At 47.1% G+C, this 18,234-nt stretch carries 19 protein-coding genes; 5 read left to right on the top strand and 14 right to left on the bottom strand.

Translation table 11 applies throughout. The annotated features are described in order from the left end of the window. Positions 1–149 precede the first annotated feature (149 nt). Positions 150–1,154, top strand: coding sequence for a D-alanine--D-alanine ligase (locus VFA_RS17235; RefSeq protein WP_004728145.1), 1,005 nt, complete (start codon positions 150–152; stop codon positions 1,152–1,154). On the opposite strand, the gene VFA_RS17230 is transcribed toward VFA_RS17235, so the two are convergent. Further along, complete coding sequence (locus VFA_RS17230; RefSeq protein ID WP_004728144.1) at positions 1,138–2,106, bottom strand: tyrosine-type recombinase/integrase; 969 nt, start codon at positions 2,104–2,106, stop codon at positions 1,138–1,140. The two genes, VFA_RS17235 and VFA_RS17230, sit on opposite strands and share 17 nt — an antisense overlap. A 101-nt stretch (positions 2,107–2,207) precedes the next feature. Between VFA_RS17230 and VFA_RS17225 the strand changes: the two genes are divergently transcribed. Beyond that, on the top strand, positions 2,208–2,582 hold the full coding sequence (locus VFA_RS17225) for a DUF3319 domain-containing protein (RefSeq protein WP_038152387.1): 375 nt from the start codon (positions 2,208–2,210) through the stop codon (positions 2,580–2,582). 8 nt (positions 2,583–2,590) lie between these two features. After that, on the top strand, positions 2,591–2,902 hold the full coding sequence (yciH, locus tag VFA_RS17220) for a stress response translation initiation inhibitor YciH (RefSeq protein ID WP_004728142.1): 312 nt from the start codon (positions 2,591–2,593) through the stop codon (positions 2,900–2,902). 152 nt (positions 2,903–3,054) lie between these two features. Here the strand turns inward: yciH and VFA_RS24175 are convergent, their stop codons facing one another. From VFA_RS24175 to VFA_RS17175, 11 genes are all read right to left on the bottom strand, one after another. Then, entirely contained in the window at positions 3,055–3,213 is a 159-nt protein-coding gene (locus tag VFA_RS24175; protein WP_256619718.1) for a DUF3693 domain-containing protein, read from the bottom strand. Positions 3,214–3,317: 104 nt separating this feature from the next. Continuing rightward, positions 3,318–3,935 (bottom strand): hypothetical protein, encoded by a 618-nt coding sequence (locus tag VFA_RS17215; protein WP_038152132.1) that lies wholly within the window; start codon positions 3,933–3,935, stop codon positions 3,318–3,320. A gap of 593 nt (positions 3,936–4,528) precedes the next feature. Then, entirely contained in the window at positions 4,529–4,687 is a 159-nt protein-coding gene (locus VFA_RS23500) for a YoaH family protein (RefSeq protein ID WP_004728141.1), read from the bottom strand. A gap of 43 nt (positions 4,688–4,730) precedes the next feature. Beyond that, the gene (locus VFA_RS17210) at positions 4,731–5,903 is read right to left on the bottom strand and encodes a conjugal transfer protein TraF (RefSeq protein ID WP_004728140.1); all 1,173 of its coding nucleotides are present in this window, start codon (positions 5,901–5,903) and stop codon (positions 4,731–4,733) included. A gap of 60 nt (positions 5,904–5,963) precedes the next feature. Beyond that, positions 5,964–6,842 carry a DUF2861 family protein gene (locus tag VFA_RS17205; RefSeq protein WP_038152129.1) on the bottom strand — a complete coding sequence of 293 codons (879 nt, stop codon included), beginning with the start codon at positions 6,840–6,842 and terminating at the stop codon, positions 5,964–5,966. Between the two features lie 3 nt (positions 6,843–6,845). Next, entirely contained in the window at positions 6,846–7,505 is a 660-nt protein-coding gene (gene vxrB, locus VFA_RS17200) for a response regulator transcription factor VxrB (protein WP_038152126.1), read from the bottom strand. Then, on the bottom strand, positions 7,480–8,955 hold the full coding sequence (vxrA, locus tag VFA_RS17195; protein WP_004728137.1) for a sensor histidine kinase VxrA: 1,476 nt from the start codon (positions 8,953–8,955) through the stop codon (positions 7,480–7,482). The genes vxrB and vxrA overlap by 26 nt, the downstream gene beginning before the upstream one ends. Before the next feature lie 130 nt (positions 8,956–9,085). Further along, a complete protein-coding gene (pntB, locus tag VFA_RS17190) occupies positions 9,086–10,462 on the bottom strand; it encodes a Re/Si-specific NAD(P)(+) transhydrogenase subunit beta (RefSeq protein WP_004728136.1) in 1,377 nt (458 codons plus the stop codon). A gap of 11 nt (positions 10,463–10,473) precedes the next feature. Next, positions 10,474–12,021 carry a Re/Si-specific NAD(P)(+) transhydrogenase subunit alpha gene (locus VFA_RS17185; RefSeq protein WP_004728135.1) on the bottom strand — a complete coding sequence of 516 codons (1,548 nt, stop codon included), beginning with the start codon at positions 12,019–12,021 and terminating at the stop codon, positions 10,474–10,476. Positions 12,022–12,317: 296 nt separating this feature from the next. Then, positions 12,318–12,596 carry an HlyU family transcriptional regulator gene (locus tag VFA_RS17180; RefSeq protein WP_004728134.1) on the bottom strand — a complete coding sequence of 93 codons (279 nt, stop codon included), beginning with the start codon at positions 12,594–12,596 and terminating at the stop codon, positions 12,318–12,320. A gap of 24 nt (positions 12,597–12,620) precedes the next feature. Beyond that, positions 12,621–12,995: a late competence development ComFB family protein gene (locus VFA_RS17175; RefSeq protein ID WP_004728133.1), complete on the bottom strand. Its 375-nt coding sequence runs from the start codon at positions 12,993–12,995 to the stop codon at positions 12,621–12,623. Positions 12,996–13,302: 307 nt separating this feature from the next. Here VFA_RS17175 and VFA_RS17170 point away from each other — a divergent pair, with 307 nt between their 5' ends. Beyond that, complete coding sequence (locus tag VFA_RS17170; protein ID WP_038152123.1) at positions 13,303–14,538, top strand: GGDEF domain-containing protein; 1,236 nt, start codon at positions 13,303–13,305, stop codon at positions 14,536–14,538. Here VFA_RS17170 and VFA_RS17165 read toward each other — a convergent pair. After that, complete coding sequence (locus VFA_RS17165) at positions 14,535–15,515, bottom strand: Solitary outer membrane autotransporter beta-barrel domain (RefSeq protein ID WP_004728131.1); 981 nt, start codon at positions 15,513–15,515, stop codon at positions 14,535–14,537. The genes VFA_RS17170 and VFA_RS17165 overlap by 4 nt on opposite strands. Positions 15,516–15,783: 268 nt before the next feature. On the opposite strand from VFA_RS17165, the gene VFA_RS17160 reads away from it, so the two are divergent. Beyond that, complete coding sequence (locus VFA_RS17160) at positions 15,784–17,232, top strand: sensor domain-containing diguanylate cyclase (RefSeq protein ID WP_232281742.1); 1,449 nt, start codon at positions 15,784–15,786, stop codon at positions 17,230–17,232. A 126-nt stretch (positions 17,233–17,358) separates the two neighbouring features. Here the strand turns inward: VFA_RS17160 and VFA_RS17155 are convergent, their stop codons facing one another. Next, positions 17,359–18,219 (bottom strand): DUF5718 family protein, encoded by an 861-nt coding sequence (locus VFA_RS17155; protein WP_232281741.1) that lies wholly within the window; start codon positions 18,217–18,219, stop codon positions 17,359–17,361. Positions 18,220–18,234 lie beyond the last annotated feature (15 nt).

The raw sequence follows: 18,234 nt of genomic DNA, 5'->3' as shown, positions 1-18,234 counted from the left end.
CGCAACAAAGGGGCTATTTAGCCCCTTTGTTGTTTGATCTCTAACCACTTAAACCATGATTGTGTGAGAAATTGTCTCGAACAGTGTAAGTTCATGACGAATTGACTATCATAGTGGGCAATTCCTATTTGGTGTCACGGAAAGATCTAATGACAAAAACAACTATCTTACTTTTGTGTGGCGGCGGCTCTTCAGAACATGAAGTTTCGCTGGTTTCTGCGAACTATCTACAGCAGCAATTATCACTGACGCCTGACTTCGATGTGGTCAGGGTGGAAATGAAAAAAGAGGGATGGTTCTCCGATACGGGTGAGATTGTGTATTTAGATACGAACTCAGCCACGTTGAATGGCGAAGGTTTGTCGCTCAAGATTGATTTCGTTATTCCATGTATTCACGGTTACCCTGGTGAAACGGGCGACATCCAATCTATGTTTGAATTGGCAGGCATTCCTTACTTGGGTTGTGGCCCTGAAGCCAGTTCCAACAGCTTCAACAAAATCACCTCAAAGCTGTGGTACGACGCGTTAGGTATTCCAAACACGCCTTATTTATTCCTGTCTGAAAACAATGCACAGGCGCTAAAAAACACGCAAGACGCATTTGCGAAATGGGGCAGCTTGTTTATCAAAGCGGCGCGCCAAGGCTCTTCGGTTGGCTGTTACAAGGTCACAAAAGAAGACCAAATTGCGGCGGCGATTGATGCGGCGTTTAGCTATTCAGAGCAAGTGTTGGTCGAGCAAGCGGTGAAACCTCGTGAGCTGGAAGTTGCAGCTTATGAAATGAATGGCGAGCTGTTCATTACCAAACCGGGTGAAATTATCGCGCCAGAAGATGCGTTTTACAGCTACGAAGAGAAGTACAGCACCGACAGCCATTCTCGTACGGAAGTGGAAGCTGGCAATCTAACCGATGAACAACAGGCGTTGATTCATCAGGTGGCACAAAAGGTGTTTACGCACATGAAACTGCGTCATTTGTCACGCATTGACTTCTTCCTGACGCCAGAAGGTCACGTTTATCTGAATGAAGTGAATACCTTTCCCGGCATGACACCAATTTCCATGTTCCCGAAAATGTTGGCGAACAATGGCCATCAATTCGATGAATTCCTCGCAGATTGCGTGCGTCGTTCTCTTACTCCCAAGGCTTAAATTTCACAAATTTTAGCTTCTCTCGCTCCGCAGTGTGGTCATTACCCATGTATTGATAAGGCATTGCGGGGCTGAGCCAACGCCCAAACGCCTGTATATCTTTCGCTTTGTAGCCTTGTTTGGCCAACTCTTTCGCGGCGCCAATTCGTGTTGATTGTCCGGAAAACTTCAGCGTTTCATCTCCCAAATAAGCGCCGGCATTGCGTAAGATTCGAAAAATTGACGAATCATCCAACGCCGATGAAGACACGTTTCCGTGACGGTCGATGGCGCGAAATAGCACACCATCGTGTTCCCCAATGCAATTCAACCATTTTGTGATACATCGGCTCGCTTGCAACGATAACACATAGCGTGAATCAGCAAGCGTCAGCGAGTATTGTTCTTCGTTACTCTCATTGATGACAAGTTGATGAACGTGCAGCGCTTTCAGCTCCGCACGTTTGAGCGCGCATTCGAACATCACATGATAAATGGCGAGATCGCGCACCGGCTTGGGCGACTGCTTGTTCTTCAATTGTTCAAACAGCTGATGAAGATGATGAGATTCAAAGCTCGAGGCTTGAGTGGCATCGCCATATTTGTCTAACCGTAATTGTTGAAGGGCGGTACGCACTTGGCTGTTAGCGGTTGGATCGCGTTGGTTGAGTAGGGTATGGATTAAACTAATAGTGACCGCGTAACGTTTTAATGTGCTGAATTTTCTTGAACGAGCCTCATGTTCAAGAAACTGTCTGACGGCGGTGACCGACGCAGGCAACGCACGCACGGTGCGTAATTGACAGAAATTGAGGAACAGATTCCAATCTTTTGTGAAGGCTAGCAGCGAGTTTCGAGTGTACTGATGCTGCGTGAGCTGATCAACTTGCTCTAGAGTGACAAGACGATCAAACTCATTAAGCTTATGTTTTAAAATACTTTGATCTGTGATGATAGTAAGGTTTTTTTTCATCCTAGCGCACTATAACTTACGGTTTTAGTGATAAATATACTTGCTAACACAGGATATACAATTATTATTTAGGTAACTGCAACTAGAAGAACCAGATGCGTATGGCTTTAGCTACTTATCGAGGGTTTACCCTTAAATCTGCGCCAAATTCTAACGAAGTGTGGCAAGTTCAGATCAAGAACCATGTGTTAACGGGCAACTTAGCCGCCGTAAAGAAAAGCATTGATTGGTGGTGTGACACGGCATCGATTATCGACCCGAGAGAATTCGAGTCGGTGGGCCGTAAACGCGAAGTCGCTGCGGGCGCACACGAAAACTTCAACGGGTTCACGATAAAGAACGACACCGGTGAAGCAAACGGATGGTATTGTTTTTTTAATGGCCGCTTAATCAAAGGTTCTAAAGTTGCTATTCAAAAACATATCGAAGCTTTCTTACTCGCAAAACAGCGAGCGGAAGCACAACAGAAGAAGTAGTAGAAATCATGACACTTGTATATTCGACAGAAGTCGGCCGAATTAAACAGGAACCTGAGAAAATTGAGCGTCCTAAAGGCGACGGCATTGTCCGTATCCACAAAGAAACCAAAGGACGTAAAGGCAAAGGCGTTTGCATCGTTAAGGGATTAGACTTAGATGATGCGCCGTTAAAGCTGCTTGCTGCAGAACTGAAAAAAGTGTGTGGTTGTGGCGGTTCCGTTAAAGATGGCGAAATTGAAATCCAAGGCGACATGAGAGAAAAAATTAAAGCGTTACTGGAAAAGAAAGGCTTTAAAGTCAAACTGGCTGGTGGCTAATAACCAGGTTGATATCGTTAGATAGCAAAGTAGTTATTAGCTATTTTATGGTAAATCCAGTTATGTTGAATGTCATCGCTAGATAACCAAACAAACCAAACACAGCAGAGAAGAGCACCAAAGAACGTGCTCTTCTTATTAGTGAACTCAATTTAACATAACGTACATAATGCGCACTGTAATAGTGACGCTTTAACCTCGGTCGCGTATAGAGCTAAGCTGCCCGCAGCCATTGATATTCCTTGCAATCCCAGCCCGATGCTTTCCCATAGCGCTTTTATAGACGGATTATCGTTGCGGTCAACTCGAATGCTTCACACGATTGTGAATCCTTAACATGATTAAAACGATGAGTATCAGCTACGCATCGCGTCTCAAATAAATCAGGTATGAAACGGAAAGATCGCCCAGTGTGTCAATATCTTCCATAGGCTTTTGAGCGAATCTCAGCAATCTTCTTCGCATACTCTTGCTCTAGCAAATAAATCTTATGGTCTCTCTCTTGTTGTAAACGCATGATTTCTGCGTTGTAATTGGTGTAAGGGTCAGCTTGAAAAGTTATATCACAACGGCTGCTAACATCGTTCACCGCGTTGCTTGAACCTGATAAGTTGAATGATGCGCGAATCTTTCTAGCGTTATAGCTGTATACCTCTAAATGGGCTGTGCGACCTTGCTTGATCGCGTAAAGCAGCTCTTTAGGATAGTTTTCGACGACTCCACTTTCATAACTTGATGAGTACATTCGGCCATCAAGATCGTAAATGTTCCCGCCATCAATCTTAATACGCAATTTCATTTCTTGGTTCGGTGAACCGATAGCGTTCTGCGATCCAAATGTCAGGTACATGGTGCGCTTGTAGGTATCAGAATCACATCGAAAACCTAAGTGATTACCACCGCTAGTTACGTAACGTTCATAGACGTTCTTGTTGTACATTGAATCGAAGTATTCGTTCTTCTGAAATGAAGCATGGGAACTGATTGAGATCAGCGCTGCACATAAACCAAAGCCCATAGATACAAATTTCACTGACTTTCCTCTTGTCATTTCTCAACAAGCCACTTTACGGCGTCGCGCTAAGTTAGACCGCGATCTTTTCCCGGTTTATGGCGCAAGTTACTGTGTTTTTTATTGCTAACCCTCAGATTGCGTACTCTGAGACAGACACTCGTTCGATTTCAAACCTTCTCGATCTACATCCACACCGTTTATTTGAGTGACAACGTCACTAGGAGTTACCTCATATATTTTGTGCTGTATGGCGCTGTTGTTCGGAACCAAATCAAATCTTGATGTTGTGCCTTTCGATTGGCGGTTGGATTGGCTGCTATTTCTCTGGTGTTCAATTCAATACAAGTAACTACAGCAGATATGGCAACAGTAAGTAATCACACCGTAACGTGACAGAATAATAAACTGGCACCATTTGGGTGTGTAATTTGACGTGTAATAAAATTACATCAACAAGTAAAATCGAACCTAATGTAGTGTTTTATTCTGCATTAACTCATTGTTTTAAATGTTTTATTTATCTTTAAACAGTATTTTGTGGGTAATTTCTAGGGGTGGGGCTGGAGTTGTAAGTCTAAATGAAAGGCAAAAAAAAAGAGCACTGACGTGCCCTATTCTTTGGTTTGTTGCTCTGCTTGTTGTTGTCGTATTTCCTGAGCAATGATTTTGATTGCTTCTGCGGTGCTTATGCCTTGCGACATCAGGGCCTGAATCTTTTCAACCGCAGCTTGTTGCTCGGCGTGTGATAGCGTGGGTAAATCATCAAACATAAAAAAGGCTCCTTGTTTAAGGAGCCCAACTATAGTGGTTCGTTTAGTAACTCGCAAGGAAGTTTATGAAACCGCCCATGGCATCTTCGTTGGTGTAGCTGGCACCAATATCCAATTGGAACAGGTTCAGTGGCGAGATCCCCACACCGGCCGTAACCGTCCCTTCACTACCGCTATAGGCTAAGTTTTTATAATACCCTGCCCGCAGTTTCAGTTGGCGCATCAAATCGATTTCGCCACCAACACGAATCATTTGTGTATTGTCGGCAAAACTTTTGTAGCGTTGATCTTCATTGATATCGTAGTCGACACTTAAAGTGACGTAATCTGCAACTAAACCGGCACCGACTGTAAATTGCGGACGAATTTGATAAGCGTATTGTAGGTTGGGATTCCCTGACACTTTAGACGCGACGCTTTTCGTTTCGATGTCTCGGCTGATCAAGTTGGTCGCGGCCACACCGATACGAAACGGCCCGTAGAACCAAAGTGCACCGGCATCGATATTAAACGTGGTTTCGCCATTGCTGTTTTCGCGCAGATCTTTGATATCGTAATCGTTGAGGCTGGCTTCGTAGACGTAGGTATAGATGCGTTGTAGTTTCGGGCTGATACCAAAGGATATGTGTTGTCCCATGAACGTTTGGTATTTCGCAAACGTGATCCCGACTTCAGTCACGGCGACGGACACTGCGTTAACAGTACTGTTTTGCGCTTTCTCAAAGGTACACTCATCCGAGCCTTCTGTGTAACTCGGGCAGGAATCTGCGATGTTCGTGGTGGCAAAAGATTCGGTATACGCCTTACCAAAAATGTTCATAGCAAGATAGCGGTTTGGGATACCAAATGCGACAACGCCACCAAGATGGGCGCTAAGAACGTCACCACTGACGTCGTTCATGGCTGTTTGCAATTCGCCAGCGCGGTTGAGATCGCCACTGTCGATTATGCTGGAAATGTTATCCATGCCATCGACCATTTGATCTGGGTCGTTGTAGGTAAAGCCGATACTGGGAAGAATCATGCCTGCATCGTCATTGCGTCGGTAAATGGCAACGATTGCAGGGTTATAAAATGGGGCTGTGAGGTAGTTGGCGGAGACGACACCAACGCCGCCCATGGCATCACCGCGAGCTTCTACGGCGTAGTTTGCTGCAAAGGCACTGGGCGCGGCAATCGCGACTGACAGCGCAAGAAATTTGAGTTTGTTATTCATGCCGATATAAACCGTAAGTTCCGTTTCGTTTTATAGCGGCATATTCTCTATTATCTTTAGCTATTCCTCTAGAGAAACGTCATATGTTTTGCTGATAACTTGAGATTGCTCAATTGTGATGGGCCCTTGCCACCGTTGATGCGTCATCGAGACGGCTAAAACATAACGATCGGAAGGGAGATTGTTCAGTTCCAATGAGGTTGGATAATCGGATTCGTAGCTCTGATTCCAAATCTCTTTGTATTTACCATCCACATAATCGAAAACCGACACGCCCAATTTAGGCAACGGACAGAAACGATTAAGCAGTGCGTTCTTTTCAACCACCCACTGATCTTTCGACGCCCAACGTACGGTTTGCTTTGCTTTGGGTTCACCAAAAATCACCCAAGCGCTCCACGATTCTTGGTCGTTGGCGGTAATGTCTAAACGATACAGACCCATGTTCAATTTGGTATTGAGGTTGTAGCGTTTGAGATACGAGATGTTTTGACTTGTGACGTTGTCACGGTCAGTGCGAGTAAACGTACTGTCATTGGACAGTGGTTTATCAACCCATTGCGTTAAACGAATGTCGGCAATCGCCTTCTTCGCTTTGGTATCAATGAGAACTTGGTAAGCATCACGACCTGGACTTTGAATGTCGATACGACGAATCAACACCGATTTAATCCATTCTGGAAAAGGTTTGCTGTCCAACCCTTTACCGCAATCGACCGTCAGTGACTGAACGAGAAGATCATTCAGATGGGATTTGATATTTTTGTTGTGTTCAAGCTGCCACACTTCAACCAGAGAGGCAAACATGCTCTCTAAATCGTTGTTGAGCAGATGTTGATGAGCTTGTGTAAGCGGTGTGTTGTTCTCAAACCACTCCACACTTTGTGCTGAAAGAGGCACGCATAGTAGCGTGCCCATCAGTAACGCAGTTATTCGCATTCGTTACGCTTTCATTTTGTAGCCAACACCACGCAGCGTTTCGATTTCTAAACCTGGTAGTTTTTGGCGTAGCTGTAGAACGTGGGTGTCCACGGTACGTGTGGTTGGGAAATGGTTGTAACCCCACACATGATCCAGCAGTTCATCACGTGTAAATACGCGGCCAAGGTTGCTTGCTAAAAACAGCAGCAGGTCGAATTCAGTACGTGTAAGCGTGATCGATTCACCATTAAAGAACACTTCGCGAGTGGCTTTATCGATGGTTAAATTCGCAGTCACGACTTTGCTGTCATCCTGATCTTCATTTTCAGGAGAACGAAGCTGAGCGCGCACGCGGGCAAATAATTCTGCTTCGGCAAAAGGTTTTGTTAGATAGTCGTTGGCGCCTGCATCTAAACCGGTCACTTTATCTTTCACGGTGACAAGCGCAGTCAGCAAAATGACTGGCACGTCTTTCAGTTTTTTCCAATCCGCGAGGTGCTGCACTGAGTCGCCATCAGGTAACTGACGGTCAAGAATCACCAAGTCGGCTTTTTCCCAATATTGCTTTACACCAGCAATCGTCTCTGCATGTAAACAGTCATATCCTGCTTGCTCCAAACTAACTAGAAGTCCGTCAGCTAGGTTTTTATCATCTTCAACGAGAAGCAATGTCTGTTTCACAGGGTATCTCCAATATAAAAGTGGTCGGCGGTCCGATTAGGGTCATTGTTCCACCCATTCGCCCGACCATCGATTCTACTATAGTTAAGCCAAGTCCTAAGCCACTTTTACTGACAAATGGCTTGCGTAAATGACGCCAATCCTTGTTTGTAAGCGTTCCTTGGTCCGTAACCTTGATTGTGACAGAGTTAGATTTAGTAATTACTTCCAATGTCACGGGCGCAACGCCATATTTGACCGCGTTGCGTATTAAATTATCGACACAAGTCCCCAGCCAGTAGACATTCAGTTTGGCTGCAATGTCTTCGTTAATTTTGAGTTCTACCGGCTCGGCGAATTCCTCTTCAACCTTGTATTGTAACCACTCTTCAACGGACGGAACCCAGTCTGTTGCAAGAGGTTTGTTATCAGATTGCAAATAATCCTTACTTGCCTCTGCCAATTGCCTTAATCGACGTGAATCTTCACACAGTCTACGGAACTCATCGTATACAGACTCAGGCAAATGTTCAAATTCGCGACGAAAGCCTTCGACGGTCAACGACAGGCTTGCGATCGGTGTGCGTAGCTCATGCGTAAGGATTTGCAGAATGAGCATGCGGCTCTTCATGTCCTGACGCTTTGAATTCCAACGATAAATTGACCAACCAAATACCAAAAGTATGTTGGCAATCACCAATGCGACCATACTAATTCGTAACAAATCAGAATGATCTTCAATGTCCCAACAGATGTTGCCGCGCTGCACAAAGCACGTGCTGTCTGAAGTGACTATGTTAAACGATAATCCGGCTTTGCTGGCGTTTCGATTCCAAGTTTCTTCATCGAAAACGTAATATTCGTCCCCTTTTCTCAGCCAAAGTTCCGTATCGTCCCCAAACATAACGGCGCCGGCGATCAATGCTGTCATCGTGTCTTCATTCATGCTCTGCAAACGGCCCAATAAGGTGTTGGTTTCGGCTTGCGGACGTTCCTGAATGTGCATGTATTGTTGCAGGTCGCTTGTTTTGTCGGTGTGGACTTCCGCATAGCGCGAAGCGTATGTCCCACCGCCAGGGTGAATCAACGCGCTGCGGGCAAACCAACGCATGGGTAACTGCGTGCCTTTACAGATGGCGCGTGTAAAAACCAGCGGTTCGGTGACCAGTGGGTTGAGCGGTAGTTTTCCGGTACAGGTTTGAGCCAGGCTATACAGTTGCTGGATATCTTTTAATGGATAAGCGGAGGTTTGCGGCAACATGGTATCGGGCGTCAGAAGACGTGTTGGGTAGTCATTCTGGATTTCGCGAATGTCGTACGATACAACGGCCGATTGGTAGTCAAATAGCGATACAAACAGATCGATGCGCTCAGGCAGCGAATCTGCATAAGATGAGGTTGATGTGAATAGCCCTAAAACTGCTAGGGTTCTGAGTATCGCTTTAATCAATTTGAATCTTCGGCAGATCATAGGGTTACAAAACTATAACGTATTCTCTTAGAAAGATACATTTGGCGTGTTATATTGCTGTCAATAATGCATCATCGAATAATAAAGAAGCCAGCTAAATGCTGGCTTCTTGTGTCTTGAGAATCGGAGATTACAGTGCTTTAGAAATGGCGTCTACACTATCTTTCGCATCGCCAAACAGCATGTATGTGTTCTCTTTAAAGAACAGTGGGTTTTGCACACCCGCGTAACCCGTATTCATCGAACGTTTGAATACGATAACGTTTTGTGCGTGCCACACTTCCAGAACCGGCATCCCCGCGATTGGGCTGTTCGGATCTTCTTGCGCCGCTGGGTTCACGGTGTCGTTCGCGCCAATCACCAACACGGTATCGGTGTCTGAGAAATCATCGTTGATCTCATCCATTTCCAATACGATGTCGTAAGGCACTTTCGCTTCCGCCAACAGTACGTTCATGTGACCAGGCAGACGCCCCGCTACCGGGTGAATACCAAATCGCACTTCAACACCCATGGCACGAAGTTTTTCGGTGATCTCAAAGACTGGGTACTGAGCCTGTGCAACCGCCATACCGTATCCCGGAGTGATGATTACAGACTTCGAGTTTTTCAGCATATCCGCCACATCTTCAGCGTTGATCTCGCGATGTTCACCCTGCTCTTCATCTGAACTAATCACAACTTCTTGGCCAAAGCCACCTGCGATCACGCTAATGAACGAACGGTTCATCGCCTTACACATGATGTAAGACAGAATTGCACCTGAAGAACCAACCAGCGCACCGGTCACGATCAAAAGATCGTTTGCCAGCATAAAGCCTGCTGCCGCGGCCGCCCAACCTGAGTACGAGTTCAGCATCGATACCACAACTGGCATATCGGCACCGCCGATTGAAGCCACCAAGTGGTAACCGAACGCGAACGCAATCAGTGTCATCACGATCAGCGCAAACATGCTGCCGTCAGCGTTCACAAAGCGAGTCAGCAACAAGGCTGAGATCACCAGCGCTGCAAGGTTCAGCTTATGCTTGTGGGGTAGATTCAAAGGTGATGATTTGATGATGCCACGCAGTTTACCGAAGGCCACGATGGAACCGGTAAACGTCACCGCACCAATGAACACACCGATAAAGACTTCAACAAGGTGAATGACATGTTCAGCATGGGTGGCCACTTCTGGCGCATCCAGATAGCTGTTGTAACCGACCAAAACCGCAGCCATCCCCACAAAGCTGTGAAGAATAGCGACCAATTCTGGCATTTCGGTCATTTCAACTTTCTTCGCGAAATGCATCCCGATCGAGCCACCAATCACCATCGCCAGAATGATCCACGCGAGGCCTGAAGCGCCAGGGCTGAAGATTGTTGCCAGCAACGCGATGGTCATCCCCGCGATACCGTAATAGTTACCTGCCTTCGCAGACTCCTGCTTCGACAGACCTGCCAAACTCAAAATGAAAAACAGAGCAGCAACAATGTACGCCGCTTGTACTAATCCTGCAGACATTGTGTACTCCCTTAGTTTTTACGGAACATTTCAAGCATACGTTTGGTCACGGTAAAGCCACCAAAGATGTTGATGCTTGCAATCAGCACTGCGATAAATGCAAGGAAAGTGACAGCACCGTTTCCTTGCCCGATTTGCAGTAGTGCACCTACTACGATAATGCCTGAGATCGCGTTGGTTACTGACATCAGCGGCGTATGCAATGAATGCGTGACGTTCCAAACGACGTAGTAACCCACCACACAAGCCAATACGAACACGGTAAAGTGACCGAGGAACGCGGCTGGCGCGACTGATGCAATCCACGCAAATGCGCCGACACCAACAGCCAAACCCACCAGTTTTTTCACCGGTGAAACAGGTTTCTCTTCTTTCTTCTCTTTTACCGGCTGTGCTTTCGCTTGCTGCTGAGGTTGCGCTGACACCTGAATCGGTGGCGCAGGCCAAGTAATCTCACCCGCTTTCACCACGGTGACACCGCGCAGCACGACATCATCAAAGTTGATATCGATGTTGCCGTCTTTCTCTTTGCAGAGCAGTTTCAGCAGGTTCACAAGGTTGGTTGCGTACAACTGAGATGATTGCGTTGGCAGGCGACCAACCATGTCGGTGTAGCCAATCACTTTGACGCCATTGGGGGTGACAAACACTTCATCTTTGACGGTGTATTCACAGTTACCGCCGTTGGCTGCGGCCAAATCGACAATCACACTACCCGGCTTCATGCTGTCGACCATCGCCTTGGTCACCAGTTTTGGCGCAGGTTTGCCAGGGATCAGTGCCGTGGTGATGATGATATCAACGTCTTTCGCTTGCGCGGCGTACAGTTCAGCCGCTTTCTTGTTGAAGTCATCCGACATCTCTTTTGCGTAACCGTCGCCAGAGCCAGAGTTTTCCTTGTAATCCACTTCAAGGAACTCAGCGCCCATCGACTGTACTTGTTCTTTCACTTCTGGACGAACATCGAATGCGCGAACAATGGCACCGAGGCTACCGGCAGCGCCGATCGCAGCAAGGCCAGCAACGCCAGCACCCGCAACGAATACTTTCGCCGGTGGGACTTTACCTGCCGCAGTGATTTGGCCGGTAAAGAAGCGACCGAATTCATGCGCCGCTTCAACGACCGCACGATACCCGGCAATATTGGCCATGGAAGACAAAGCATCCAGCGCCTGAGCGCGTGAAATACGAGGTACGCAGTCCATCGCCATCACGTTGATGCTTTTCACGGTGAGTTTTTCCATCAGTTCAGCATTTTGCGCCGGCCAGATGAAGCTAATTAGTGTTGCGCCTTCCTTGAGCAAAGAAATTTCATCAACTTCTTCGTTGCTGACAGGTGCATTCACTTTTAAGACGATGTCCGATTGCCATACGTCATCTTTACTCGCCATGGTCGCGCCCGCTGCTTGATAAGCAGCATCTTCGAAACTGGCCAGCGATCCTGCCTGAGATTCGATAACGACCTCAAACCCTAGCTTAATGAGCTGTTCAACCGACGAGGGGGAAGCAGCGACTCGCGTTTCTCCTGCGAGTATTTCTTTTGGTACACCAATTTGCATAGCAGTTCCTTGACTATTGGCACAATGATTATTCTGTTTTTATCTAACGACTCACCTAACTTCAAGCTCTTTGTTATATAAATACACACTTTCTTTGCTTACTACGTGAGGTAGTAAAGGATTCTGTTGAACCGAGGCACGGAATACAACAGCGCATCAACTCAGCAGAGGTCAAACCAGTATAGACAAATATCTATAAAAACAGGAATTTGCAAAGTACACAAAAAAACAAAAGAGCCATCAGCATATCGACTTATGGCCCTTTTATTTATGATTTCTGTCAACGACTGGATGAGTTAAGAGAAGATCTTTCCACCCATTTGATCAATGAACATTTGCGCTTTTTTCAGCATCAATTCTTTGGCGTCGTCCTTACTGGGCACGACGTCTGAACGAATGAAGCGATGGGTTTGCAATTCGCCATCAACCTCTTTGGTGATGCGTCCGGCAATACGATACTGGCCACCTTCTGAAATCGGCTCTTGGTAAATGAGAAAGCCTTTGTATTCAACCGGTTGAACCACTTCGATTTGATTTTCTGACTTACCGCCAAATAAACGAGAAAACAGTCCCACAATAACTCCTTTGGGTAATTCAATTTAATGCTGGTTTTTATGCCCGACAATCGGCTTTTCGTACCATTCAAGTTCCGCGTCTTCATCAAAACGCGTTTGGGCAATCACCACCGGAACCTCGTCATCATCACGATTTTTACGACGATCGTCCACGATCATTGACTCAGCGGCTTGCACGGCCGTCTGCGCCCGTTTCTTTAATACTACCAAACGAGCTTCCGGCAGTGCCGACAGAAAATCGACATCATGACGAATGTAGATCGGACGAATCTGACTGAGCGCCAAGCAGGCGAGATCCGCCAATTGCTCGTTGGAATAGTTGTCTACGTATTGGTCCTGGGCCAACACTTGGCCAACCAGAGTTTCCATGTAGTTGTGAACATCAACGCTGATTTGCATCGTTACTCTCCTGATCGCGAAGTCTCGCGGTTTTCTTCCCCCACTTCAACAGCATCATCACTCAACGCATTCGCTGTATGAAGCGGTTTGAAGGGTATTCAAGGCCTGATAAGGTATCTGGCTACACTAGCCAACAGTTAATGGATAGGCAATGAATGTCGTATATCCTAGATAAAATCTATGGCTAACCGCTCGCTTTTACGCCTTAAGTTTAGCAAAAGGCTTGGAAAATCATTAAATCGAAGTATGCTAGCCCACATAACTATTTTTTAAATTGTCATTATGTCAAATGGCTAGTTGTTAGAACATGTCATCGAGTCTAGTTACCTCGTATTGGTTTCGGTTTGCGTTCCCGATCATTTTGCTGTGCGCATTGTGGTTTGGAATGAATAACGTCATTCTGGTTACCCGCTCAAACTTGGGTTTTGCGGGCAATCTTCCTTACGTGCTATTTATCGCAGCGATTGCGATCGCCCATCTGTTCAAACAGAGTCGTATGGCGATGGTCGCCAGCGCGATGTTGATCTGTTATTGGGTCATTCAGTATCGGTTACAAACCCCACTCAGCTCAGGATCGACGTTGCTGGAGTTATCGCTCTTGGCGATTTTGCTCCCCGTGGCGTGTTTGTTGAGCTACGCGTTCAAAAATGGCGGATTATTCAGCCGTGGTTTTGCCACGTATCTGGGCATTCTTGCCATGTTTGGTGTGTGGTGTTTTCTCATCATCACGCAATACGAATCGGGCGGCTTCGCACAATTAAGTGAAGGGCTGCTCTATTCCGTCGATCAGGTCTCGAAACTGCCCTTCATTTTGGTGTTGTATCTCGCGGCATTGGTCGGGGTAACCAGCATTTTTGTCTTGACCAAAAATCGCTTGATGGATGTGGTGATCTACACCTCGATTCTGCTTGCCGCCAACACCTTCATCTTTTTCCAGATTCAGTATGTGTCGAGCACGATGTTTTCGCTCGCCGGTGTGTTACTGATCCTGTATTTGCTGTCGGCCAGCTATGAGATGGCGTTTAACGACCGACTGACGCAGTTGCCGGGGCGGCATGCTCTGGAATTGGATATGCGCCACTTAGGCCGCAAGTTCACCGTGGCGATGGTGGATGTGGACCATTTCAAAAGCTTTAACGATTCGTATGGCCACGAAACGGGTGATGATGTGTTGAAGTTGGTTGCGGCTCGTTTGCGCATGGTGCAAGGGCGCGCGAAGGTGTATCGCTACGGTGGTGAAGAATTTACAGTGCTGTTCAAAGGTAAAACCGCAGAACAAGCGATGGATTATCTCGAGCTATTGCGTGCGGATATCGAAGCGTATGACTTGGTGATTCGTAATCTGGAATCTCGCCCAAAAAATGACAAAGATGGCGCCAAACAGCGCTCGGATTCAAAGCGCATGTCGGTCAACATCACGGTGAGTATCGGTTTGTGCGACAGCACCTTACAACGAGACCCAAATGAGGCGTTGAAGTTCGCTGACCAAGCTTTGTACGCCGCGAAAAAAGCAGGTCGAAACTGCGTGAAAAATGCCGGTTAATCCTGATTAAAGAACAGCACAATACTGCCCCCTTTGAATGCACTGCCGTAATTCAGAGACAACCCAATCCCGATGTTATCGATAAAGCTGATTTCAAACGGCGGCGTCATCAACCAACCCACACTCGCTTCGTAGTACATGGACGTACCCAGCGGTTGTTGAATATCACTCCCTACATCCACACGTCTTAAGCTGGAATAGATTGACTGCACCGAGCGGCCAACTTGAGAAAAGTCGTAGACGCCTGTGATGGTGTTAGCGATATACCACCCTTCTGGATGACCAATGTCCCCTTGGTTTGCATCGCCCCAGCCATAGCCGTAAAAATAGTGCCATGAGGAAGAGACATTCCAGCGCCCCCAACTTTCTTCGGCTTGATATTTGAGTTTAAAGTGCGGTTCGTAAACATTCGCCCATGCGGTGGTGTTAAACAGCAGATTATCGAGATATGGCGCCACTTGCTTGCCCGTCGGGCTGTTGTAATCAAGCGTGTTCTCGTAGCGCAGCAGATGCACGCCAAATCCCGGTTCAAACGACCAATGTTCATTGAATGTGTGGCGAAAGCGATACGCCGCGTACAAATCAACAATCACTTGGCGAAAGTCATCTTTGGGCTCATCGGCGGCAAACTGCAGCGTCTCTTCCGTCACCATGCCGGATAACCGCAGCAACACACTGTGCTGGTTTATCGCGTCTGGATCGCTCAGTTCAAAGGTATACGGCAATGTCGAGACCGCATATTTTTTACGGTTGTCGATGGAATCTTCCGTGCCCCAGTTTTCGTTGTCCGTATTGAGAAACTCATTGGGGTCAAAATCGCTGATCCCCACGGTAAACACATCACTGTCGCTCAGCACAATCGTGGCTGCGAAGCTGTTTTCCAAAAAATTCTGAATCGACGCATACCCGGCATGACCCCACGACGAATACAAACACAGGGCGCTAATTGCGGTGAATCGATAAAGGGAATTGAGCATACGTCGCCAGTGATCAGCCTTCGGTTGAATATATCGGTTATGTTAGTTCATCCCGAGCACGGGCGGTATCAAAGTTTATCCGTATGTCGCCCAGTTGAGAACTCGATCCACTCCATATGATTCATCGCTTCAATCTTTTGATTTGTGTCAAATTTCCTTAATCAACTTGTATATAAATGAATAAAAACGCAATAAGTAGTTACTGAGTGAATGTTCAGTACTAGTATTAAATAAGCCGTCTCTGAGTTGTGAGTGTCAAGGAGGACATTTGGCTGTTAATCAAGATGTTCCGTCGTTATATGGTAAATGGATGCGCTTTGTATCACTTCGCCCGATTGTCATTGCCCTCGCCTGGCTGATCCTTTGGCGCGCTGCTGCGCTGATGGAATATGAACCCCACGTGAGTATTTGGTTTCCGCCTGCTGGGGTGACATTCGCGATATTTCTGGTCTTGGGCTGGTCTTATCTTCCCGTTCTCATGTTTTGTTCGGTTGCTGCCACCTTTTGGGAAAACAGCATGTACGGTTCGCAACAACCGTTCACCACCCTCGTTTCAACCGGGTTGTTGTTTGCCGCGATCCACAGTTTTTCCTATTGGCTCGGCGCTGCGCTCCTCAAACAGATCAGTTCGCAGCAAGACAGTGTGAAAATCCCCAATCTAATTCTGACGTTTCTAATCCTGTCGGTCTGTTCATCGTTGGTTGCGGCGGTCGGCGGCTCTACAGCGCTCGCGATCACTGGCATTATTGAGTATGGCGACATCATGGACCTTTGGGTGCCTTGGTGGGTGGGCGATTTGATTGGCGTTGTGGTGATTACCCCGATTGTAGTGTCTGTGCTGGGGGCATTTTATCCCTCAGAAGGTCGCTGGATTACCAAACATTTCAAACCGCTGATTGATGATGCGCCCAAAGCGCCGTTTATCTATAAACTGATGACAGCCAGTGCGATATTGTTCGTGATCAGCATTCTGGTGAGTGCGTATCCCACATCGCAAATCGTCTTTATGGTCTTCTTCCTCGGCATTGCGCAAATGTGGATTGTGTTTACGGAAACCGCGACTCGTTCATTCGTGAGCTTAGCGCTGTTGAGCACGCTTACGGCCGTGTTCGTCGATGTATTGGGGCTTTCCGATCGCGCCATGGTGTATCAATTCACCATCTATTTGCTCGCCGCCAATACCTATTTTGGGTTGTGGGTGCCCCACATTCTGGTGGACAACCAGAAACTCCGTCGTCTTTCAGAGCAAGACATTCTGACAGATGTACAAACGCGCCAATTCTTCATTCGCAACGTGCATGACGAAGTGATACGCGCGCGCCGCTACAACCAGCCGGTCTCGATGGTGCTGTTTGATGTCGATAACTTTAAGGCAATCAATGACAACCATGGCCACATTGTCGGCGACAAAGTGTTGATTGCGATAGCCAACTTGGTCAAACAAGAAATTCGACCGTCAGACAAAATTGGGCGCTTTGGCGGTGATGAATTCATGTTGCTTTTGCCCGGCGATGATTTATCCGGTGCGATTCGAGTGGCCGAGCGTTTGCGTCAGGCCATTGGGCATCTCTATATCGATGATTTTGGTGACATTGTCACATGCAGTTTTGGCGTGACCGAAATGAAAAGCAACGACAACTTCGTTTCCGCGTTTGAACAGGCCGATAAGCTGCTGCTGGCTGCGAAAAAAGAAGGCCGCCATCGCGTGAAGTCCTAAGCACAACGCTATCTGATGCCGTCATAAATATTATCGCCGTAGCAAACATCATTGCAGCAGTAAAAAAGGAGCCATGTGGCTCCTTTGCTTTTGAAGGGGTGTTTGGATGCAGTGATCGCGGCAGCGTTAATCCGAATCACCCTTGGTAAAGCAGCGCTGTGACAACACGATGTGGTGTTGGTTTAAAGCATCAAACTGCTCTGTCTTGACCAATTCGGTCACCTGCGACAAATCAATGCGGCTGGAATCGTATAACACGGCGCACAACGCGTCACCGGACAACAAGTGATGTTGCTCGCCATAGTCGGTATAACGCGATGAACCCAACGAAATCAACATACGCTTGGGGTAACCTGCCTCTGCAAGTAACGCTGCGATGCTGTGCAATGCACCTTCGTTTTTCTGCTGATTGATCTGTTCAATCAACCAAGAAATCAACTGCTCATAACAATAACTGTAGTTGCTCAGCGACACATCATGGCCACACGCAGCCCAACGTCCATCGCGAGCATGAAAGCTACAGAACCGATACTTACTCAAACCGTCCGCAGCGCTGAAACTGCTCAATGGCCACGCATTGGGCGCAATCCCTTTCGACGCCATGCCCCAGTTTTTCTTTTCAGCCAATTTGCTCACAACGGCATTGCGATGGGTTAAATCGTTGAGTAACGTCATCGATTCTGGCACCAAGCCGATCACCGACGTGCCAAGATATTTCACCGTCACGACCAGCGCAATTTCCGGCTCCATCTGCACTTTTGCATTCACATCCGATGGTAATAATACGGTATCAAACGAGTACGGATTAACAGCAAGATAAGGTTCCGTGGCATTCGGCACAAAGAAGGGAAACAGTGCCTGCGGGCGACTGGCATCCACCGCGCCCTGCAACGCATTAGCCTCCCCGGTTTGCTGTAAATGACCCGCGAAATTACCGGCGATCCCGAGCCCGAATAACGGGACTTTTTGATGACTATTTGAACTCAATGCTTCCTCCATGAA

Source organism: Vibrio furnissii CIP 102972, from assembly GCF_000176175.1.
Taxonomy (GTDB): Bacteria; Pseudomonadota; Gammaproteobacteria; order Enterobacterales; family Vibrionaceae; genus Vibrio; species Vibrio furnissii.
Note: the sequence above shows the minus strand (reverse complement) of the source record. Positions and strands in the feature narration are given on the sequence as shown.